General features: G+C 64.5%; 23 protein-coding genes and 1 pseudogene. 14 read left to right on the top strand and 10 right to left on the bottom strand.

The annotated features are described in order from the left end of the window. The first annotated feature begins 65 nt into the window (after positions 1–65). The 5 genes and pseudogenes from NLM25_RS11985 to NLM25_RS11965 all read left to right on the top strand — a co-directional run bounded on the left by NLM25_RS11985 (position 66) and on the right by NLM25_RS11965 (position 2,266). Positions 66–617: a DUF4142 domain-containing protein gene (locus tag NLM25_RS11985; protein WP_254137103.1), complete on the top strand. Its 552-nt coding sequence runs from the start codon at positions 66–68 to the stop codon at positions 615–617. Between the two features lie 10 nt (positions 618–627). Then, positions 628–753: pseudogene (locus NLM25_RS11980) on the top strand (NAD(P)-dependent oxidoreductase); the annotation flags it as partial. 72 nt (positions 754–825) lie between these two features. Beyond that, entirely contained in the window at positions 826–1,410 is a 585-nt protein-coding gene (locus tag NLM25_RS11975; RefSeq protein WP_254137102.1) for a phosphatase PAP2 family protein, read from the top strand. Continuing rightward, positions 1,407–1,784 carry a DUF3147 family protein gene (locus NLM25_RS11970; RefSeq protein ID WP_254137101.1) on the top strand — a complete coding sequence of 126 codons (378 nt, stop codon included), beginning with the start codon at positions 1,407–1,409 and terminating at the stop codon, positions 1,782–1,784. The genes NLM25_RS11975 and NLM25_RS11970 overlap by 4 nt, the downstream gene beginning before the upstream one ends. Continuing rightward, the gene (locus tag NLM25_RS11965; RefSeq protein WP_254137100.1) at positions 1,784–2,266 is read left to right on the top strand and encodes a hypothetical protein; all 483 of its coding nucleotides are present in this window, start codon (positions 1,784–1,786) and stop codon (positions 2,264–2,266) included. Before NLM25_RS11970 ends, NLM25_RS11965 begins: the two co-directional genes overlap by 1 nt. A gap of 148 nt (positions 2,267–2,414) precedes the next feature. On the opposite strand, the gene NLM25_RS11960 is transcribed toward NLM25_RS11965, so the two are convergent. Further along, a complete protein-coding gene (locus NLM25_RS11960; RefSeq protein WP_254116991.1) occupies positions 2,415–2,573 on the bottom strand; it encodes a hypothetical protein in 159 nt (52 codons plus the stop codon). A gap of 172 nt (positions 2,574–2,745) precedes the next feature. Between NLM25_RS11960 and NLM25_RS11955 the strand changes: the two genes are divergently transcribed. Next, a complete protein-coding gene (locus NLM25_RS11955; RefSeq protein WP_254137099.1) occupies positions 2,746–3,000 on the top strand; it encodes a hypothetical protein in 255 nt (84 codons plus the stop codon). 158 nt (positions 3,001–3,158) lie between these two features. On the opposite strand, the gene NLM25_RS11950 is transcribed toward NLM25_RS11955, so the two are convergent. Continuing rightward, the gene (locus tag NLM25_RS11950; RefSeq protein WP_254137098.1) at positions 3,159–3,365 is read right to left on the bottom strand and encodes a hypothetical protein; all 207 of its coding nucleotides are present in this window, start codon (positions 3,363–3,365) and stop codon (positions 3,159–3,161) included. Between the two features lie 331 nt (positions 3,366–3,696). Then, the gene (locus NLM25_RS11945) at positions 3,697–3,891 is read right to left on the bottom strand and encodes a hypothetical protein (RefSeq protein WP_254124206.1); all 195 of its coding nucleotides are present in this window, start codon (positions 3,889–3,891) and stop codon (positions 3,697–3,699) included. Between the two features lie 94 nt (positions 3,892–3,985). Between NLM25_RS11945 and NLM25_RS11940 the strand changes: the two genes are divergently transcribed. Continuing rightward, positions 3,986–4,498: a DUF4142 domain-containing protein gene (locus tag NLM25_RS11940; RefSeq protein WP_254137097.1), complete on the top strand. Its 513-nt coding sequence runs from the start codon at positions 3,986–3,988 to the stop codon at positions 4,496–4,498. 5 nt (positions 4,499–4,503) lie between these two features. Here the strand turns inward: NLM25_RS11940 and NLM25_RS11935 are convergent, their stop codons facing one another. Then, a complete protein-coding gene (locus NLM25_RS11935) occupies positions 4,504–4,800 on the bottom strand; it encodes a hypothetical protein (protein ID WP_254137096.1) in 297 nt (98 codons plus the stop codon). Between the two features lie 280 nt (positions 4,801–5,080). On the opposite strand from NLM25_RS11935, the gene NLM25_RS11930 reads away from it, so the two are divergent. Next, positions 5,081–11,374: a HAMP domain-containing protein gene (locus NLM25_RS11930; protein WP_254137095.1), complete on the top strand. Its 6,294-nt coding sequence runs from the start codon at positions 5,081–5,083 to the stop codon at positions 11,372–11,374. A 14-nt stretch (positions 11,375–11,388) separates the two neighbouring features. Beyond that, on the top strand, positions 11,389–12,873 hold the full coding sequence (locus NLM25_RS11925) for an HWE histidine kinase domain-containing protein (protein ID WP_254116985.1): 1,485 nt from the start codon (positions 11,389–11,391) through the stop codon (positions 12,871–12,873). 53 nt (positions 12,874–12,926) lie between these two features. On the opposite strand, the gene NLM25_RS11920 is transcribed toward NLM25_RS11925, so the two are convergent. Next, positions 12,927–13,145: a hypothetical protein gene (locus NLM25_RS11920; RefSeq protein WP_254116984.1), complete on the bottom strand. Its 219-nt coding sequence runs from the start codon at positions 13,143–13,145 to the stop codon at positions 12,927–12,929. 140 nt (positions 13,146–13,285) lie between these two features. Here NLM25_RS11920 and NLM25_RS11915 point away from each other — a divergent pair, with 140 nt between their 5' ends. Together NLM25_RS11915 and NLM25_RS11910 are read left to right on the top strand one after the other, a co-directional pair. Then, a complete protein-coding gene (locus tag NLM25_RS11915) occupies positions 13,286–13,543 on the top strand; it encodes a hypothetical protein (RefSeq protein ID WP_254137094.1) in 258 nt (85 codons plus the stop codon). Between the two features lie 95 nt (positions 13,544–13,638). Beyond that, positions 13,639–13,884: a hypothetical protein gene (locus NLM25_RS11910; protein ID WP_254137093.1), complete on the top strand. Its 246-nt coding sequence runs from the start codon at positions 13,639–13,641 to the stop codon at positions 13,882–13,884. Between the two features lie 131 nt (positions 13,885–14,015). On the opposite strand, the gene NLM25_RS11905 is transcribed toward NLM25_RS11910, so the two are convergent. Both NLM25_RS11905 and NLM25_RS11900 read right to left on the bottom strand, forming a co-directional pair. Further along, the gene (locus NLM25_RS11905) at positions 14,016–14,201 is read right to left on the bottom strand and encodes a hypothetical protein (RefSeq protein ID WP_254116981.1); all 186 of its coding nucleotides are present in this window, start codon (positions 14,199–14,201) and stop codon (positions 14,016–14,018) included. Between the two features lie 18 nt (positions 14,202–14,219). Then, entirely contained in the window at positions 14,220–14,441 is a 222-nt protein-coding gene (locus NLM25_RS11900; RefSeq protein ID WP_254137092.1) for a hypothetical protein, read from the bottom strand. Between the two features lie 115 nt (positions 14,442–14,556). Here NLM25_RS11900 and NLM25_RS11895 point away from each other — a divergent pair, with 115 nt between their 5' ends. Together NLM25_RS11895 and NLM25_RS11890 are read left to right on the top strand one after the other, a co-directional pair. Further along, the gene (locus NLM25_RS11895; protein ID WP_254137091.1) at positions 14,557–14,751 is read left to right on the top strand and encodes a DUF3072 domain-containing protein; all 195 of its coding nucleotides are present in this window, start codon (positions 14,557–14,559) and stop codon (positions 14,749–14,751) included. Between the two features lie 72 nt (positions 14,752–14,823). Beyond that, on the top strand, positions 14,824–15,123 hold the full coding sequence (locus NLM25_RS11890) for a DUF6496 domain-containing protein (protein WP_254137090.1): 300 nt from the start codon (positions 14,824–14,826) through the stop codon (positions 15,121–15,123). 7 nt (positions 15,124–15,130) lie between these two features. Here the strand turns inward: NLM25_RS11890 and NLM25_RS11885 are convergent, their stop codons facing one another. After that, a complete protein-coding gene (locus tag NLM25_RS11885) occupies positions 15,131–15,496 on the bottom strand; it encodes a hypothetical protein (RefSeq protein WP_254137089.1) in 366 nt (121 codons plus the stop codon). Between the two features lie 272 nt (positions 15,497–15,768). Then, positions 15,769–17,304, bottom strand: a complete 1,536-nt coding sequence (locus tag NLM25_RS11880) for a Do family serine endopeptidase (RefSeq protein ID WP_254137088.1) — start codon at positions 17,302–17,304, stop codon at positions 15,769–15,771. A gap of 208 nt (positions 17,305–17,512) precedes the next feature. Here NLM25_RS11880 and NLM25_RS11875 point away from each other — a divergent pair, with 208 nt between their 5' ends. Further along, on the top strand, positions 17,513–18,349 hold the full coding sequence (locus NLM25_RS11875; RefSeq protein WP_254137087.1) for a universal stress protein: 837 nt from the start codon (positions 17,513–17,515) through the stop codon (positions 18,347–18,349). Between the two features lie 19 nt (positions 18,350–18,368). Here the strand turns inward: NLM25_RS11875 and NLM25_RS11870 are convergent, their stop codons facing one another. Then, complete coding sequence (locus NLM25_RS11870) at positions 18,369–18,572, bottom strand: hypothetical protein (protein WP_254137086.1); 204 nt, start codon at positions 18,570–18,572, stop codon at positions 18,369–18,371. Positions 18,573–18,574: the final 2 nt, after the last annotated feature.

The following is an 18,574-nucleotide window of genomic DNA, read 5'->3' as shown; positions in this document are numbered from 1 at the left end:
GAGGCTGTGTTGGCGCAACAACCCGCGCGGCAAGCGACCGCGCCGCCAATCCAGAGGACCGGACCATGAAACGTACCGCCATCGCCATTGCTTGCGTGCTTCTCGCAGGCCCTGCCCTCGCCCAGTCGCTCGGCGAGAAGACCGGCGTCAACTCCGTGCTCGGCGTCGCGCCTGCAACCGCAGACTTCGTCAAGGAGGTCGCCATCAGCGACATGTTCGAGATCGAATCGAGCAAGCTCGCCGGGCAGAAGGGCACCGCGCAGGAGAAATCCTTCGCGCAGCAGATGGTGACCGACCACACCAAGACCAGCAGCGAGCTCAAAGGTCTCGTCGGCGACGGCAAGGTGCAGGCGACCCTGCCGACGGCGATCGACAGTTCGCACCAGAGCAAGCTCGACAAGCTCAAGGGCGCTACGGGCAAGGATTTCAGCTCGGACTACAATTCCTACCAGGTCAGCGCGCACCAGGACGCGGTCTCGCTGTTCGAGCGCTACGCCAAGGGTGGTGACAATTCGGCGCTGAAGGACTGGGCCGGCAAGACGCTGCCGGCACTCAAGCATCATCTCGAGATGGCCAAGGAGCTCGGCAAGGCGCCCAGCGTCGGGCAGACCAGGTAATCATCGCATGACGCCGCTCGGTCGCCCCGGCCAGCCCGCCGAGCTCGCTTCGATCTATGTGCAGCTTGCCGCAGCCGATGCGAGCTATGCGACGGGCCAGGTGTATGGCTCCGCGGGCGGATCGGGACAGCCGTGAGGCTCAGGAACCATCATCGGTACCCGAGCTTTACAAAACTGTCATGGAGATCGTTTCGCCAGCCGCAGACCGATGGCGCTTGTAGCAGTCAAACCAACACGGATCGACATCGCGATCGCGGACGAGATCGCGGATCATACCAACTCGGAGCTCGAGCAGACCGCCGAAGCGCTGACCTGGGGCGCGGACGAGCATGTGCTCCTCGCCCTCGCCGCCGCGGGTTGGCTCTACACCCGGCTTCGGCCTCGCGACGAGCGCCGCGCCGCCGACCACATCCTGGCGGTGTCGTTGGCGACGGCGGTGCTGCCCCATATCTTGAAATCGGCCTTTGACCAGGTCAGGCCCGACCGGCTGACCGTGCGAGGCCATCGCCGCGGCATCCCTTTCTCCGGGCGGCCGCGCGACGCCTTCCCGTCGGGCCATGCCGTGCACATGGGCGCGCTGGCATCCGCGGCCGGCTTGCTGCCACCTGCCCGGCGCCGTCTCGTGCGGTCCATAGCGGCGGCTCTGTCGCTGACGCGCGTGGCATTGCTCGCGCACTGGGCCAGCGACGTCGTCGCAGGCTTCGCCCTTGGCGTGGCTGTCGAGCGGTTGCTGAGGCCGTGGACGCTGGCAAGGCCGAACTGCAAGCCCGCAGAGCGGCGGAGGCGACCATGACCGAATATGTTCTGCGCTTCATCGCCGGCGGCGTGATCGTATCCGCCTTCGCAATCCTCGGTGACATGCTCAAGCCCAAGAGTTTTGGCGGCCTCTTCGGCGCCGCGCCATCGGTCGCGCTAGCCACGCTCGGTATCGCGGTCGTTCAGCACGGTCCGCAATACGTTGCGGCCGAAAGCTGGACCATGATCTACGGCGCGGTCGCCCTCGCCTGCTACAGCCTCGCCGTCTGCCATCTTCTGATGAGATTTCGGCTCGCGGCGCTGCCCGCCACCATCATCGCCTTTGCCGTATGGCTTGCCGTCGCCTTCGGCCTGCTCGCGGCTCTCGGAGATTCCGGTCCTGGAGGTGCCGAACTTGGAGGTGCCGCCTGATGCTGATCAAGCTGTCACCCTCGGCGCTCGGGCGAACGCGCTGGTATGAATACGGCGTTCGCTTCCTGCTCGGAGGCCTCGCGACAGTGTTCGCGGGCGTCATGGGCGCGCGCTTCGGCGTCTCGGTCGGCGGGCTCTTCCTCGCGCTCCCCGTCATCCTCTGCGCGAGCGCAACACTGATCGAAAGCCATGAGCGCCGCGCCAAGGAGAAGGCGGGTTTCAGCGGACGCAGACGCGGGCAGCAGGCAGCAGCGCTGGACGCAGCGGGCGCCGGCTTTGGGAGCATCGGCCTCGCAACGTTCGCGGCCGCGTTCTACGTCATGGTATCGGCAAGCATCGTCGGCGCGTTCGCCACCGCCGTTGTGGCCTGGGTCTTGGTTTCGGTGTCGGCATGGTGGCTGAGGCGGAAGCTTCGCGTCACCGCACGCCGCAGGGAGCACGGACGCGAGGCGCGGTCAGTGTGGGGCCGCGGCCTCCCGTAACGTCAGGAACTCGTGCATCGCGGCAGCGGTCTGAAGCTGATCGATGCGCGCCAGAACAGAATTGCGCCGCTGTCCATCCGGCAGGCCCGACAGCTCATGCTCGAGCCGCAGTTTCTCTGCCTCGAGACGTTGTTCAAATGTATGCGGCTCAGATCGTCTTCGCATCTTCCGTCCTCGGTGGTTGCAGCCCGGGGCTGTTGGCCCAGCGCTCGACTTGATCGATGACCTTCTGATGACTCGGACGCACCGGCTTGGGCGCCTCGGGCTCTTCGGAAAGCTTGCGGGGTAACCTGACTTCCTCGGTCATGGCCTCTCTCCCTTACCAGAAGAATGCGCCATCGAAAGAGTCGTTTCAAAATAACTTATTGATTTTACAGCGTATTTTTACTCATTTGGTGATTTTGTGGACTCTTGTGGAACTCTCGGCGAGTTAGATCATTGAGTAATCTACTCAACTTGCTCAATCTGAGTGTTCAACCATGAACGACCTTCGCGCCGAGCGGCTGCAGGTCATGCTCTCACCGGACGAGCTGGCTGCTGTTGACGATTTCCGGTTCAAACATCGCATGCCGACGCGGGCGGCAGCGGTCCGCGAGCTCCTCAAGTTCGGACTGGCGGCCGTGGGCGTGGACGCGCAAGCCGGCGTCAAATCGAGCAACTTCGGCGTATTGGGCCGCGGCCCTGACGGACACACCCAGCGCGATCCTGAAAGCGGTAACGAAACTGATCCATAGCGGCCATCCATAAGCAAACGGCCCCGGCACGGTAGGTGCCAGGGCCGTCCTTGGAGATTGCTTCCAGCGCACCGGGGGCATGACAGCCAGAAGCATCCTGTCGACTCGTCGCGCGAGGATTCGTTCCTCGCGAGAAATCGTCTACCGCCGAGCGCGCTTTACCCGCTCGGCGCAGCGCCGGAATCATCCGGCGTCATGCCGGAGCCCGGCGTCTTGCTGTTGTCGTTCAGCTTGGGATCGCGCGTCGCTTCGCGCGACGACGACCCCTTTGTATCCGTCTTGTGCACGGTCTGCGCGCGTTGCTTGTCGCGCGGCTGCTCCTCGGCGCGCTTGTCCTTGACGATGCCGTGATCGGAATGCGCCATGATATCCTCTCGCTTCTGCTGATGTCTCGAAGCGGTTACGCGCCGGCACAACGAATGTTCCAGCGCGAGAGGCCCGCAGCGCTAACTATGCACAGCGTGGACCGCAGCCGATGCCTTCTCGAGATGCACCTGCCGCACTGTCGTCACCGTCGCGAACGCAACCGAGACGCCAAAGGCGAAAATGAGTGAAAGAAGAGCCAGACGTGGAGCCATCGCAAAACCTCCTTCTGGAATCAAATATCGACGCGATCGACTGTTCGTGGATGATCCTGGATTGGTTGCTTGCATTCCGTGAGCGGTCTCACACGCAGATCTGCGAAAACGGGAACGCTCACGCATCCTGCGTTTGGAGGACGCGGACCGTTACAGGCGGGATTTCGCCGTCGAGCCAGTCCTGCTCTTTCGCCAATGCGGTCCAGGCATTCGCCATGCGCAAATAGCGATTGTGGGCGGGCTGCCCTTCCGCGCGCTCGGCGAGCTGCAGGCAGTTCTCGGCGTTATCCCTGAAAAGGTCAGACTGTTTCATGGAGAAGATCTGGGGACGGAACTCCCGCCCTGCAACCGCCCTTACCGGATCGTAACGCAAGGGAACTTCGCACGTCATCGGTCATTGGAGAGGCATGAGGATTCTCGTCGCGATTATCGTTGCGTTCATCAGCACCTCGGCGTTCGCCGACAGCACTGGTGAGCGAACGGCTGGCGAACGCGTGCCGACCGCAACCGATGTCATCACCGGTCTCTACACCTTCAGCCGTTTCCAGCAGGGCCTGCTGGAAAGCACCGACCTGAAAGGCAATGCGGAGGTGAAAAATCTCGCGGCCCTGCGCGCCGAAGAGGCGGGCAAGCGCGACAAGGCCCTGAAGCAGATTCAGGACGCAATTGGCGCGGAGCCGCATGCCGGCAAGACGACGTCAGTGAGCGCAAGCCTCGTCGAGCCCGAAAATGCCGACGGACCAACTTACGTCAGAAGCTTCTATGCCGCGCAAATCCCCGAATATGAATCCGCCATCAGCCTGCTCGAGCGCTATCTGAAAGCGCCCGACAATCCTGCGCTCGCCGCCTTCGCGCGCGAGCAATTGCCGATGCTGCGCTCGCAGGTGAAGGATGCGGCGCGCACCATGGCGGACAAATAGCAGCCCTATTTGTCTTCCGGATGATGCTGCTGGCTCTCCGGCCGCACCGTGCGATTGCTCTCGGGCATCTTGTCCCGGCCGGCATCGCCGTTGTCGTCCCTGCCGCCCGAGGTCGAAGTGCCGCTGCCGCTCGGGTTCGATCTGGATGCGGTCCCCGTGGTCTGCGGATCCGCGTGTGGCGTGGCGGAGCTTGCGGCGGGGTCGCCGGTCACAGCCCCGCGTCCGCTGGGTGCGCCGGTCTGGGCCAGCGCCAGTCCGGCGGCAAAGAATGTGAGGATAAGGACGGCCAATCCGGCTCTCATATGCGCTCTCCCTGGGGTTGCGGGCTAACCTCGGGACTGATCCTCCGTTCCTGGGACGGTGAAGAACCCTGGCGCTGGTCCAAATGCCGGCGCTCGGAGCGGCTTTTTCTGAACCGGATGGAACCATTGGCAATCGTGGTCGTTACTTTTGCCGGGCTGAGCATGGCAGGTTCCAATTCCTAGCGTCAAAACCTTGGCGCTTGATTTCGAATTTGGCTGACGCTCTATTTTGACAATCGCGTCACGCCTTGGATTCGGCCGACGCTGCGGGGGAATCAGTATGAGCGACCTCGATCCCGGAACTGCATCACGCTCCGGTCGTCGCGGCCCAAAGCCAAAAACCAACGATATGTCGGACCCGGATTCTCGGCCGGAATTGCTACTTGCCTTGCAGGCCATGCGCAGCGGCGATTTTTCGGTGCGGATGAGCGGGGACTATCTCGGCATCGACGGCAAGATCGCCGACACTTTTAATGAAATCATCGCCGCCAACCAGCGCATGGCGCAGCAGCTCGAGCTGGTCGGTCAGGTCGTGGGGCGCGAGGGCAAGACCCGCCAGCGCGTGAAGTTCAGCCTCGCCAGCGGCTCCTGGGCCGACATGGAGGGCTCCGTCAACACGCTGATCGACGACCTCCTGTGGCCGACGCGCGAAGTGACGCGCGCGGTCGCGGCGGTGGCGCAAGGTGACCTGCTCCAGACCGTCAAGCTGGACGTCGATGGTCGTCCGCTCCGCGGAGAATTCCTGCAGTCGGCGACCATCGTCAACACCATGATCAAGCAGCTCGGCGTGTTCACCTCCGAGGTGACGCGCGTGGCGCGCGAGGTCGGCACCGAAGGCAAGCTCGGCGGCCAGGCCCAGGTGCCGGAGGTGACCGGCGTCTGGAAGGATCTGACCGAGAGCGTCAACTCGATGGCGAACAACCTGACCAACCAGGTTCGCAACATCGCCGAGGTGACGATCGCGGTCGCCAACGGCGACTTGTCCAAGAAGATCACCGTCGACGTCCGCGGCGAAATCCTTCAGCTCAAGGAAGCCATCAACACGATGGTGGACCAGCTCCGCTCCTTCGCCTCCGAAGTGACGCGCGTGGCGCGCGAGGTCGGCACCGACGGCAAGCTCGGCGGACAGGCAATCGTGCCGGGCGTCGCCGGCACCTGGAAGGACCTCACCGACTCCGTCAACGCGATGTGCGGCAACCTTACCGCACAGGTCCGCAACATCGCCAACGTGACGACCGCCGTGGCGCGCGGCGACCTGTCGCGAAAAATCACCGTGGACGTGCGCGGCGAGATCCTGGAGCTGAAGGACACCATCAACACCATGGTGGACCAGCTCAACTCCTTCGCGTCCGAAGTGACGCGCGTGGCGCGCGAGGTCGGCACCGAAGGCAAGCTCGGCGGCCAGGCCCAGGTGCCCGGCGTGGCCGGCACCTGGAAGGACCTCACCGACAACGTCAACTTCATGGCGTCGAACCTGACCGCGCAGGTCCGCAACATCGCCGACGTCGCGACCGCCATCGCCGGCGGCGACTTGTCGAAGAAGATCACCGTGAACGTCTCGGGCGAAATCCTTCAGCTGAAGGAAACGCTCAACACCATGGTCGACCAGCTCAACGCCTTTGCCGGCGAAGTCACGCGCGTTGCGCGCGAGGTCGGCACCGAGGGCCGGCTCGGCGGTCAGGCCAACGTGCTCGGCGTCGCCGGCACCTGGAAGGACCTCACCGAAAGCGTCAACTCGATGGCGTCGAACCTGACCGCGCAGGTCCGCAACATCGCCGAGGTGACGACGGCGGTCGCCGGCGGCGACCTGTCGAAGAAGATCACGGTGGACGTGCGCGGCGAAATCCTGGAGCTGAAGGACACCATCAACACCATGGTGGACCAGCTCAATGCCTTCGCCGGCGAAGTCACGCGCGTGGCGCGCGAGGTCGGTACCGAAGGCAAGCTCGGCGGCCAGGCCCAGGTGCGCGGCGTCGCCGGCACCTGGAAGGACTTGACCGACAGCGTCAACTCGATGGCCTCGAACCTCACCGGCCAGGTCCGCAACATCGCCGAAGTCGCGACCGCGGTCGCCAAGGGCGACCTGTCCAAGAAGATCACCGTCAACGTGTCGGGCGAAATCCTTCAGCTGAAGGAAACGCTCAACACCATGGTCGACCAGCTCAACGCCTTCGCCGGCGAGGTCACCCGCGTGGCGCGCGAGGTCGGCACCGAAGGCAAGCTCGGTGGTCAGGCGCAGGTGACGGGCGTTGCCGGCACCTGGAAAGACCTCACCGACAACGTGAACTCGATGGCGGGCAACCTCACCGCTCAGGTCCGCAACATCGCCGAGGTTGCAACCGCCATCGCCGGCGGCGACCTCTCGCGCAAGATCACGGTGGACGTGCACGGCGAGATCCTTCAGCTCAAGGACACGCTGAACACGATGGTCGACCAGCTCAACCGCTTCGCGGGCGAGGTGACGCGCGTTGCGCGCGAGGTCGGCACCGAAGGCCGCCTCGGCGGTCAGGCCAACGTGCCCGGCGTCGCCGGCACCTGGAAGGACCTCACCGACAGCGTGAACTCGATGGCGGGCAACCTCACCGCACAGGTCCGCAACATCGCCGAGGTCACCACCGCCGTGGCGCGCGGCGACCTGTCCCGCAAGATCACCGTGGACGTGAAGGGCGAAATCCTCGAGCTCAAGAACACCATCAACACCATGGTGGACCAGCTCAACGGCTTCGCCGGTGAAGTCACGCGCGTGGCGCGCGAGGTCGGCACCGAAGGCAAGCTCGGCGGCCAGGCCGAAGTGCCCGGCGTGGCCGGCACCTGGAAGGACCTGACCGACAACGTCAACTTCATGGCGTCCAACCTGACGGCCCAGGTCCGCAACATCGCCGAGGTCGCGACCGCGATCGCCGGCGGCGACCTCTCCAAGAAGATCACGGTGGACGTCCGCGGCGAGATCCTTCTGCTCAAGGATACCTTGAACACGATGGTGGAGCAGCTCCGCTCCTTCGCCGCCGAAGTGACGCGCGTGGCGCGCGAGGTCGGAACCGAGGGCCGGCTCGGCGGTCAAGCCGTCGTGCCCGGCGTCGGCGGCACCTGGAAGGATCTCACCGACAACGTCAACCTGCTGGCCGCGAACCTGACCACGCAAGTCCGCAACATCGCCGAAGTCACCACCGCCGTGGCGCGCGGCGACTTGTCCCGCAAGATCACCGTGGACGTGAAGGGCGAAATCCTCGAGCTGAAGAACACCATCAACACCATGGTGGACCAGCTCAACGCCTTTGCCGGCGAAGTCACACGCGTCGCCCGCGAGGTCGGCACCGAAGGCGAGCTCGGCGGCCAGGCGCAGGTGCCCGGCGTCGCCGGCACCTGGAAGGACCTGACCGACACCGTCAACTTCATGGCGGCGAACCTGACCGAGCAGGTCCGCGGCATCGTCAAGGTCGTGACCGCTGTCGCCAACGGCGACCTCAAGCAGAACCTCACGGTGAAATCGAAGGGTGAGGTCGCAGCCCTTGCCGACACCATCAACAACATGACCGAGACGCTCGCGACCTTCGCCGACCAGGTGTCCTCGGTGGCGCGTGAAGTCGGCGTCGAGGGCCGTCTCGGCGGTCAGGCCGACGTGCCCGGCGCGGCCGGCACCTGGAAGGACCTCACCGGCAACGTGAACCTGCTGGCGGCAAACCTCACCTCGCAGGTGCGCGCGATCGCGGAAGTGGCGACAGCAGTGACCAAGGGCGATTTGACGCCGTCGATCCAGGTCGATGCCCGCGGCGAACTCGCCGAGCTGAAAGACAACATCAACACGATGATCACGAACCTCCGTCTCACGACGGACGTGAACACCGAGCAGGACTGGCTGAAGACCAACCTTGCGAAATTCACCAACATGCTCCAGGGCCAGCGTGACCTCGCCACCGTCGGCCGGCTGCTGCTGACCGAACTGTCGCCGCTGGTGAACGCCCATACCGGCGTGATCTACCAGGTCGAGAACGAGGATAGTCCGCAGCTTCTGCTGCTCGCCTCCTATGCCGGCGACGGCGTCTATCCCTATCAGCGCGTACTGCCGCTCGGCGACGGCCTGATCGGCCAATGCGCCCTCGACAGACGGCCGCGCGTCATCGCCGACATTCCACCCGACGTGGTGCCGATCAACTCGGCGCTGTTCCGCGTCGCGCCGAAGAACCTCGTCGTGCTGCCGGTGCTGTTCGAAGGCCAGGTCAAGGCGGTGATCGAGCTCGCCTCGCTCACCTCGTTCACGACGTCCCAGATGACGTTCCTGGAGCAGCTCACCGATTCCATCGGCATCGTGCTCAATTCGATCGAGGCGACGATGCAGACCGAAGGCCTGCTCAAGCAGTCGCAGCAGCTTGCCGGCGAGCTCCAGACCCAGCAGCGCGAGTTGCAGCAGACCAACGACCAGCTCGAACAGAAGGCGCAGCAGCTCGCCGAGCGCAACGTCGAGGTCGAGCGCAAGAACCAGGAGATCGAGCAGGCCCGCCGCGCGCTGGAGGAAAAGGCGACGGAGCTCGCGCTGACCTCGAAGTACAAGTCCGAATTCCTCGCCAATATGAGCCACGAGCTGCGCACGCCGCTGAACTCGATCCTGATCCTGGGCCAGCAGCTCACCGACAATCCGGACGGCAACCTCTCGGCCAAGCAGGTCGAATTCGCTCGCACCATCCATGGCGCCGGCACCGACCTGCTCAACCTCATCAGCGACATTCTCGATCTCTCCAAGATCGAATCCGGCACGGTGACGGTCGACGCCGAGGAGATTCTGACCGCGAACCTGCTCGAGACCGTCGGGCGGCCGTTCCGGCACGAGGCCGAGAACCGCAACCTGTCGTTCAAGATCGACGTCGACCCGAACCTCGCACGCAGCATCGTCACCGACTCCAAGCGCCTGCAGCAGGTCCTCAAGAACCTGCTTTCCAACGCGTTCAAGTTCACCGCCGAGGGCGAAGTCCGCCTGAAGGTCGCCGCCGCGGTCGGCGGCTGGGGCACGGATCACCCGGTGCTGAATTCCGCGCCGGCCGTGATCGCGTTCGAGGTGTCGGACACCGGCATCGGCATCCCCCTGGAGAAGCAGAAGCTGATCTTCGAGGCTTTCCAGCAGGCAGACGCCGGCACCAGCCGCAAATATGGCGGCACCGGCCTCGGGCTTGCCATCAGCCGCGAGCTCGCGAGCCTGCTCGGCGGCGAAATCCACCTGCGCAGCGCGCCGGGCAAGGGCTCGTCCTTCACGCTCTACCTGCCTCTGAAATATTCCGGCCCGACGCTCGCGCCGCGTGCGCCCGCGCCGCAGCAGTACAGTCAGCCACCGGCGTTGCAAGCCGCCGTGCCCGAGCAGCAGCGCGTCATCGAGCAGATTGCCGACGACAGGCTCAATCTCGAGCCCGGCGACACCATCCTGCTCATCGTCGAGGACGATCCGCACTATGCGCGCGTGCTGGTCGATCTCGCCCGCGACAAGGGCTTCAAAGTTCTGGTCGCCGCACGCGGCGCGGAGGCGCTGGAGCTTGCCAAGCAATACCAGCCGCGGGCCGTTTCGCTCGACGTGTTCCTGCCGGATATGCTGGGCTGGACCGTGCTGAGCCAGCTCAAGCACAATCCGCTGACCCGCCACATCCCCGTGCAGATCATCACGCTCGACGAGGACCGGCAGCATGCGCTGGCCCGCGGCGCCTTCTCGTTCGTCAACAAGCCGACCACGACCGAGGGCGTCTCAGCCGCGCTGACGCAGATCAAGGAATATGCGCGTCCCAGGCGCAAGCGGCTCCTGATCGTCGAGGACAACGAGGCCGAGCAGCTCTCGATCCGCGAGCTGCTGCATCACGACGACATCGAGATCGTGACGACGGATACCGGGGCCGGCGCGCTCTCGACGTTGCGCGAGGCTCCTTGCGATTGCGTGGTGCTCGACCTCAGGCTGCCCGACATGACCGGCTTCGAGGTGCTGGACCAGATCCGCAACGACGAGGTGCTGTCGAACGTTCCGGTCGTGGTCTTCACCGGCCGCGAACTGTCGGCGGAGGAGGATGCGGAACTCCACACGATGGCGCGCAGCATCGTGGTCAAAGGCGTGGAGTCGCCGGAACGCCTGCTCGATGAAACCGCCTTGTTCCTGCATCGCGTGATCACGGAACTTCCGGTCGAGAAGCAGCGCATGCTGGAGAAGCTGAACAGTTCCGACGAGGATCTGATCGGCAAGACCGCCCTGCTCGTCGACGACGACGCCCGCAACATCTTTGCGCTGTCGAGCGTGCTGGAACGGCGCGGCATGAAGGTGCTGACGGCCACGACAGGCCGCGAGGCGGTGACGCTGGTCGAATCCAATCCCGAGATCGCCATCGTGCTGATGGACATCATGATGCCGCAGATGGATGGCTATCAGACCATCGGCGTCATTCGTGAAAATCCGGCCTTCGCCCGCCTTCCGATCATCGCGCTGACCGCCAAGGCGATGAAGGGCGACCGTGAGAAATGCCTGGAAGCCGGCGCGTCCGACTACCTCGCCAAACCCGTCAACACCGATCAATTGCTGCTTGCGATCCGCATGTGGCTGCATCGCTGAGTTTGGATCCGCGAATGGACCACGAAAAGGTCAACATCCTCCTCGTCGACGACCAGCCGGCCAAGCTGCTCGCCTATGAGGTGATTTTGAAGGATCTCGGCGAGAACCTCGTGATAGCCTCGTCGGGCCGCGAGGCGCTGGAGGTCCTGCTCAAAACCGAGGTCGCGGTGATCCTGGTCGACGTCTGCATGCCCGAGCTCGACGGCTTCGAGCTGGCCGCGATGATCCGGGAGCATCCGCGATTCCAGAAGACCGCGATGATCTTCATCTCGGCAATCCAGGTCAGCGACATCGACCGCCTGCGCGGCTACGAGATGGGCGCGGTCGATTACGTGCCGGTGCCGGTCGTGCCGGAGGTGCTGCGCGCCAAGGTCAAGGTGTTCGCCGAGCTCTATCGCAAGACGCGCGAGCTCGAACGGCTGAACCAGGATCTGGAGGATCGCGTGCGTGCCCGCACGGCCGAGCTGGAGAACTCCACCGCAAAGCTGCGCGAGAGCGAAGAGCGGCGCAGCATGGCGATCGCCGCCGGCAAGATGGGGTCCTGGGATTGGGACTGGGTCAACGGCGACTGGATGTGGGACGAAGGCCAATACCGCATCTTCGGCGTGACGCCGGAGACCTTCAACGTCACCTCAGCCAACATCCAGGCGCTGCTGCATCCCGACGACGTCGACCAGTTCGGCCAGGCGATTGCCGCGTTCAATACCGGCGCGCACGCCTATGAAGGCGAGTTTCGCGTCAACCGGCCCGATGGCGAGGTGCGCTGGTGCGTCGGCACGGCAGCCGCGACGGTCGACCAGGGCGGCCGCGTGGTGCGCGTGAGCGGCGTCACCGTCGACATCACCGAACGCAAGCGCGCGGAAGAGCGGCAAAATCTGCTGGCGCGCGAGGTCGATCATCGCGCCAAGAACGCGCTGGCGCTGGCGCAGTCGATCGTGCGGCTCACCCGTGCCGACGAAGTCAAGGACTACGTCAATGCGGTGGAAGGGCGCATCAATGCGCTGGCGCGCGTGCACACGATCCTGTCGCTGTCGAGCTGGCAGGGCGCCGAATTGTCCAAGCTGATCGACGAGGAGCTCGCACCCTATTCGCTCGGCGGCCAGATCAAGTTGGCGGGTCCGGAGGTTCAGCTGATGCCCGCGACGGCGCAAACACTGGCGCTGGCGCTGCATGAGCTTTTCACCAACTCGGCGAAGTATGGCGCGCTGTCGGCGCGGTCAGGACGGCTGGCGATCGGCTGGCAAGTCGAGGACGACCACCTCACACTGACCTGGGATGAAACGGGTGGTCCGCTGGTCAGGACGCCGAAATCCCGCGGCTTTGGCACGCGAAGTCTGCTTGCCAGTGTCGAATCGCAACTCGGCGGACAGGCGGAATTTGACTGGCGTGCCGAAGGCCTGTTGTGCCGCCTTGAGGTGCCGCTGACGCGGAAGGCGGCAGCGCCCGCGAGCAAGTTCGAGGCGGCTCCCTCCGAAGCCCTTCAGCGGGCTTCAGGCTAGCGCGTTTCCGAGCGAAGTAGACTCCGGTTCGCGTGAAGAAAACGCGTCAAGCTCTAGCGCGCCGCGACCCTCATACGCTGCATCGGCTGAGGCTCGTCAGCGACACGTCCTTCGAGCCAGGCTTCGGTTTGCGAGAGGTCGCGCAGTGCCCGCGCGTATCGGCGGGCTGCGCTCCGCTCGACACCGCGCGGCAGCTTGCGCGCCTTCCGCAGCATGTCCGCGGCGGCGTTGCGATAGGCCAACGAGCGATAGAGAAAGACGACCTTACCCATATCGGATGTTCCCGTGTTGTTGGCTTTCATCTTCGCAAGACCGGCATGAACGTCGGATGAAGCGGGGAATGACAATATCTTCATGAGAATGGAACCCGCAATCGGCGCGCGCGTTCTATGCCACACCGTGAGGCTGTTCCATGCCCGCGAAAAAGTCGCCGAGCCTCATCTCTCCGACCGGCGTCATCAAGCTGATGACGCATGCGATGATGGGCGCAGCCCTCGGCCTGGTCTTCGGTCTCGCCCTCGTCCTGCTCAATCCGGCGGTCGCAAATTTGCTGAACCATGGCGGCTATTCGGCCGCTGTCGTCTTCGTCACCACACTGGTCACGACATTCGCGATCGGCGCGACGCTCACGGGCCTCGTGTTCATCCTTGCCGAGGACAAGGAATTTTGAAGCCTGCGTGAAGCGCCCCGGGCGCTTTCGTCGGAACTCCTGCGGCAAACGGCGGTTGGCTGCCTGCGTCAATTTAACTCAGGGAGTTCCCGCGCATGAAAACCACCAGGCTCGCTCTCACCGTAATGCTGGCAACCGGCCTCGCCGCCGCCCCGTTCGCCGCGCAGGCCAAGTCGCACAAGGCCAAGCAGGGATCGTCGATGTCGTCGTCGCAGACCACAGGCGCCAACACCAAATCCTCCAAGGGCGCTGATCCCTCAGGTCAAGGGGGTTCTGGCCCCGGCTCCGACCAGGGCGGCACCATGACGAACAACAAGGGCGGCATGACCAACACCAAGTGAGCTCTGGCCGCCAAATAAAAGGCCTCGCGGCAACGCGGGGCCTTCGCTTTGGAGCTCATTGGAAATCCTTCTGGCCGCCACATCGTCGGCGTTCGCGTCAGCTCACCGCGGCCGGTCGGATGTAGGGGATGCTAAAGCGGCCGCCCCGTGGCATTCGCCTTCACGAGATGCTCAAGCTGTGCGCGCTTGCGTGCGATCAGAAGCTGGGCTGCGGCATCGTCGAGACCCTCGCGCTGCAATTGCCGGATGGCGGAGCCGAGTTCGAGAATTTCGGCGCGCAGCTTTAGAATCCGGTACGTGTCCGGGTCTTCTTCCACCGCACGCTCCCAAAATTCTCAGCGCCGCGCGACCACGCGCAGGGGACTGCCGGATGTCGTCGCGGGACGCAGGCGTACCCGGTCGCGGACGTCGGGCAGAACATCGCCGCCACCGGCAGCCTTCCATTCGCCGATCAGCAGGTTGATTTTCCGGCGCAGATCCATCTGCGCCAGGGCCTTTTCTGTGCAGTCACGATCGCGATTGACGAGGTCGCGCACGGACACCTCGATGTCGGCCATTTCGAGCCTCAAGGCGCTGATTTTGCGTCGAATTTCATTAATTCTGTTGTCCATGGCTTGTTAGAACAAAATAAGAACATATAGTCAAGTCACGATTTCAGAACGGAGAGGCCAGATGCAGGTTCAGGGTAAATATGACGCCAGGGTTTTCCTCACGGAGCAGATGACGAGAGCGCAGGGGCTGAAGCTGAAGCGTCTGAGCGAGGAAGCCTATCAGCCCACTCAATACGATCGGGCTCTGTCCTTCACCGAGGCTGCGCGCCGCATCCGAGCGCTGGAAGACGAGATCGAGCTGGCGAACTCCTTCTGAGGAGCGCGGCCGGCGCATTTGGAACGTTGGGTCAGTGATGCGGTTCTTTCCCCGGGCCAAGGGAGAGAGTTGATGGCACGCAAGGCAAAGAAGCGCCGCTACTCACGCAGCGCCGGCAGCGATGTCGAAAGCGAAATGCGGCGCTACAAGAAGGGCACCGCGAAGAGCGGCCGCGGTGGTCGCGGCGGACGCGTGAAGAACCGCAAGCAGGCCATCGCGATCGGGCTGTCGAAGGCGCGCAAGAAGGGCAAGAAGGTCCCGAAGAAGACGTCGAAGCGGACAACGGCCAAGAAGACCTCCAGGAAGTCCTCCAAGAAGACATCCCGAAAAGCTCCGAAGAAGGCTTCGAAGCGCAAATCCAGCAAGCGGTGACACCGCGTCAGATCATGCTGCCCGGCATGAAGCAGCGGATCGAAATCCCGAACGCGGTCTTCACCGGCCACACCATGGTGTGGCCAGCCCGGTTTGGCTCGGTGATGACGGCCTCATCGGGCACGTCCACCCACTGCCCGTCGAGCCGCACGCGATAGTGCCCGTCGTGCGATTCCCAATCGGGATCCGACACAGCAAAGCCATCCGCATCCGAGCAGCACGGCCCGAGATGGCTGCGCAAACTGTCGAACCAGGGTTTTAGGGGTGAATTGGCGTAGCGGCCGTCGTCGCGCCCCAAGGCGCTTCCAGTCGTCAGCAGCACAATTGGCGCCACGAGCAGCGCACGCCTCAGCGAGAGCTTCAATCGATCCATGTCGGCACCGATCAAATGCGAACGTCAGGTTCCACAAGAGGCCCGGGCGTTCGAAGTTCCACTCTAGCAATTTCGCCCCGGCGTCGTCATCGCCGCCAAGGCGCAACACGCGAGTCAGAACTGTGACGAGCGAACGCGGCTTTTTCGGACGAACCCGTCACCGTTGCTGCCGTTAACGAGAATGTTATCGGAAGCCTGTGGGTATCTCCAGCGCGCGCACGAAAAAGGCGGCCCGGGGGCCGCCTTTTGAGTTTGCCGCAGAAAGCGTGGGCTTATGCCAGCGGCACCGCGACGAACCGCGTCGCTTCCGCGCCCTTCACCTGCAACAGCACGCTGTTCTTGCCGGACGATTTGGCTTGCGCCAGCTCCGAGCGAACGTCGCCGACATTGGCGACGGCCTTGCCGCCGACATTGAGGATGACGTCGCCGGTCTGGATGCCGCGCTGCGCGGCGGGTCCCTGCGGGTCGACGTCAGTAACGACGACGCCCTTCTGACCCGCGCCCTGCACGTCGCCGGCCGGCGCCAGGCTGAGACCAAGGCGCGGCGTGCCGGTGTTCGGCTGCGCCTTGCCGTCGCCGGCCTTGGCCTGCCGCTCGTTCGGCAACTCGCCAAGGGCGAGCGTCACCGTCTTGTTCGCGCCTTTGTGGAAGACGTCGAGCTTCACCGACGTGCCCGGCGCCAGGGTGGCGATGGTGCGGGCGAGATCGCGGGAGTCCTTGATCGCGGTGCCGTTGACGGCCGTGATGACGTCGCCCGCCTCGATGCCGGCCTTCGCCGCGGGGCTGCCGTCCTGCGGATTGTCCACGATCGCGCCGCGTGCCTCCTTGAGGCCGAGACTGTCGGCGATCTCGGCGTTCACCGGCTGCACCTGCACGCCGAGCCAGCCGCGGGTGACCGCGCCCTTGTCCTTCAGCTGCGCGATGACGAGCTTCGCGGTCGAAGCCGGAATGTCGAAGCCGATACCGACCGAACCGCCGGAGGGCGAGAAGATCGCGGTGTTCACGCCGATCACGTTGCCGTTCATGTCGAACGCCGGACCGCCGGAATTGCCCTTGTTGATCGGCGCGTCGATCTGGATGAAGTCGTCATAGGGACCGTTGCCGATGTCGCGACCGTTGGCCGAGACGATGCCCGCGGTGACGGTGCCGCCGAGGCCGAAGGGATTGCCGACCGCGACCACCCAGTCGCCGATGCGCGGCTTCTGGTCGGAGAATTTGACGAACGGGAAGTCCTTCTTGCCGTCGACCTTGATTAGCGCGAGATCGGTCTTCGGATCGGTGCCGACCACCTTCGCGGTGTAGACCGTGCCGTCGTCCATCGTCACCTGCACCGATTCAGCGTGATCGACGACGTGGTTGTTGGTCACGGCATAGCCGTCGGCGGAGATGAAGAAGCCGGAGCCTTCGCCCGTGATCATCTGGTGGCGCTGGCGCGGCATGCCGTTCATGCCACCCGGGCCGCGGAAGCCGAACTGCCGCGAGAACTGGTCGAACGGCGAATCCTCGTCCGAATCCATCCGGTTCTGCTGCAGCATCGCGCTCTTGTCGTTGTCCTGGTCGATTTTGACCCGCACCGAGATGACGGCGGGTTTGACCTTGCTGACGAGATCGCCGAAGCCCGGCGGCGTTGCGGCGCTCTCGGCCGCCTGAGCCGGCGCGACGAAGGAGGCCATGCCAAGCGGCGAAGAGCCGGGAGACGCAGCCAGCACGGCCACGCCAAGCGCGGCCACCGTGCCGAGCAGCGCAAGCCGGCGCGGCTTCAAGATCGTGCGGGACGTGGTGGTGTCGGAATTGACGCGATCGTTCATGTCGAAATGTCCATGTTGGGTAAGTCGCCTTGCACCCAACATGGACGTCGTCACCTTACGGCGTCCCGTCCGTCCGATTAAATCTTGGCAAAGGAGCTGGGCCCGGCAGCCCGCCCAAATCGCGGCTGGTTGTTTGATACAGCTCAACGCGGGTTCTCCGGCCGATGAAAAACTGAGGCCACCGGATGATCCCCACAGGAGGCGCGCAATGTACAAAGACATTCTCGTCCACATCCCGACCGAGCGCCCGACGCGCGCCCTGATCGACGGGTCCATCTCGCTCGCGGCCAAGCTCAACGCCCACGTCGACGCGGTCGCCGCCGGCTATGTCGCGGGCAGCGCGGCTTACGTCTTGGAAGGTGGCGCCGCCGTAGCGGCCGTGTTCGAGCTGGAGCGCGAGCGTGCCCTGGAGCGGGCCGAGGCGGCGCTCGCGGTGTTCAGGAGCGAAGCGGCGAACGCCGGCATTTCCTGCACCTGCCACCCGCTCGGCGCGATCCCGGTGGACGCAGCCGTCGCACTTGGCGAGATGGCGCGGCTCCACGATCTCAGCATCGTGCTCCAGCCGGATCCGGCGCAAGGCTCGTTCGACAACGACGTGCCCGGCGAGATCCTGTTCCAGTCGGGAGGCCCGGTGCTGTTCCTGCCCTATACCTTCCGCGGGGCCTTCAAGGCGAACCGGATCGGCATCTGCTGGGACGGCAGTCGCCTCGCCGCCCGAGCGATGCGCGACGCAGCTCCGTTCCTGGCCCGCGCCGAGGAGATCGTGATCATCACGATCAACGAAGCCGATGCCGTTCCCGATGAGGTCTCTGCAAGCCATCTGGCCCGCCATCTCGGCCGGCGCGGGCTCTCGACCCGCACGGCCGGCCTGTCAGCCGCGCGTGCCGACATTCAACCGACCATCCTGTCGCTGGCGGCCGACGAAAACATTGGTTTGCTGGTGATGGGCGGCTATGGCCATTCGCGCTGGCAGGAGCGCTTCCTCGGCGGCGTCACCCGCGCCATGCTGGAAGCCATGACGGTCCCGACACTGATGTCGCACTAGCGAAGCGGGTGCAGCGCCCTCACGCCGCGGCGGGGGTTTCCCATTGCACAGCGTCGTCTTCGCGTTGCGCATTGCACGCGTCGAAATGTGCCTTCAGCGCAATTTCTGCGAGATATTCGAAATGCTCGGCCTGGCCAAGGAGTTGCCAGTTCTGGAGCGGCCGATAGGCCGCCTGCTGACGACAGAGAGAGGCCAGCGCGCGGTAGCGACGTACGTTCTCCATGA

The sequence above is a fragment of the Bradyrhizobium sp. CCGB01 genome, from assembly GCF_024199795.1.
Classification (GTDB): Bacteria; Pseudomonadota; Alphaproteobacteria; order Rhizobiales; family Xanthobacteraceae; genus Bradyrhizobium.
This window is presented reverse-complemented; position numbering and strand designations above follow the sequence as displayed.

What these genes read in the sequence shown, in the direction of transcription:
- NLM25_RS11895 (WP_254137091.1), top strand. Translation starts at nt 14,557, where the DNA reads ATGCAGGTTCAGGGTAAATATGACGCCAGGGTTTTCCTCACGGAGCAG.
- NLM25_RS11915 (WP_254137094.1), top strand. Translation starts at nt 13,286, where the DNA reads ATGCCCGCGAAAAAGTCGCCGAGCCTCATCTCTCCGACCGGCGTCATC.
- NLM25_RS11920 (WP_254116984.1), bottom strand. Translation starts at nt 13,145, where the DNA reads ATGGGTAAGGTCGTCTTTCTCTATCGCTCGTTGGCCTATCGCAACGCC.
- NLM25_RS11940 (WP_254137097.1), top strand. Translation starts at nt 3,986, where the DNA reads ATGAGGATTCTCGTCGCGATTATCGTTGCGTTCATCAGCACCTCGGCG.
- NLM25_RS11935 (WP_254137096.1), bottom strand. Translation starts at nt 4,800, where the DNA reads ATGAGAGCCGGATTGGCCGTCCTTATCCTCACATTCTTTGCCGCCGGA.
- NLM25_RS11930 (WP_254137095.1), top strand. Translation starts at nt 5,081, where the DNA reads ATGAGCGACCTCGATCCCGGAACTGCATCACGCTCCGGTCGTCGCGGC.
- NLM25_RS11925 (WP_254116985.1), top strand. Translation starts at nt 11,389, where the DNA reads ATGGACCACGAAAAGGTCAACATCCTCCTCGTCGACGACCAGCCGGCC.
- NLM25_RS11975 (WP_254137102.1), top strand. Translation starts at nt 826, where the DNA reads ATGGCGCTTGTAGCAGTCAAACCAACACGGATCGACATCGCGATCGCG.
- NLM25_RS11880 (WP_254137088.1), bottom strand. Translation starts at nt 17,304, where the DNA reads ATGAACGATCGCGTCAATTCCGACACCACCACGTCCCGCACGATCTTG.
- NLM25_RS11965 (WP_254137100.1), top strand. Translation starts at nt 1,784, where the DNA reads ATGCTGATCAAGCTGTCACCCTCGGCGCTCGGGCGAACGCGCTGGTAT.
- NLM25_RS11960 (WP_254116991.1), bottom strand. Translation starts at nt 2,573, where the DNA reads ATGACCGAGGAAGTCAGGTTACCCCGCAAGCTTTCCGAAGAGCCCGAG.
- NLM25_RS11900 (WP_254137092.1), bottom strand. Translation starts at nt 14,441, where the DNA reads ATGGCCGACATCGAGGTGTCCGTGCGCGACCTCGTCAATCGCGATCGT.
- NLM25_RS11950 (WP_254137098.1), bottom strand. Translation starts at nt 3,365, where the DNA reads ATGGCGCATTCCGATCACGGCATCGTCAAGGACAAGCGCGCCGAGGAG.
- NLM25_RS11945 (WP_254124206.1), bottom strand. Translation starts at nt 3,891, where the DNA reads ATGAAACAGTCTGACCTTTTCAGGGATAACGCCGAGAACTGCCTGCAG.
- NLM25_RS11875 (WP_254137087.1), top strand. Translation starts at nt 17,513, where the DNA reads ATGTACAAAGACATTCTCGTCCACATCCCGACCGAGCGCCCGACGCGC.
- NLM25_RS11910 (WP_254137093.1), top strand. Translation starts at nt 13,639, where the DNA reads ATGAAAACCACCAGGCTCGCTCTCACCGTAATGCTGGCAACCGGCCTC.
- NLM25_RS11890 (WP_254137090.1), top strand. Translation starts at nt 14,824, where the DNA reads ATGGCACGCAAGGCAAAGAAGCGCCGCTACTCACGCAGCGCCGGCAGC.
- NLM25_RS11955 (WP_254137099.1), top strand. Translation starts at nt 2,746, where the DNA reads ATGAACGACCTTCGCGCCGAGCGGCTGCAGGTCATGCTCTCACCGGAC.
- NLM25_RS11885 (WP_254137089.1), bottom strand. Translation starts at nt 15,496, where the DNA reads ATGGATCGATTGAAGCTCTCGCTGAGGCGTGCGCTGCTCGTGGCGCCA.
- NLM25_RS11870 (WP_254137086.1), bottom strand. Translation starts at nt 18,572, where the DNA reads ATGGAGAACGTACGTCGCTACCGCGCGCTGGCCTCTCTCTGTCGTCAG.
- NLM25_RS11985 (WP_254137103.1), top strand. Translation starts at nt 66, where the DNA reads ATGAAACGTACCGCCATCGCCATTGCTTGCGTGCTTCTCGCAGGCCCT.
- NLM25_RS11970 (WP_254137101.1), top strand. Translation starts at nt 1,407, where the DNA reads ATGACCGAATATGTTCTGCGCTTCATCGCCGGCGGCGTGATCGTATCC.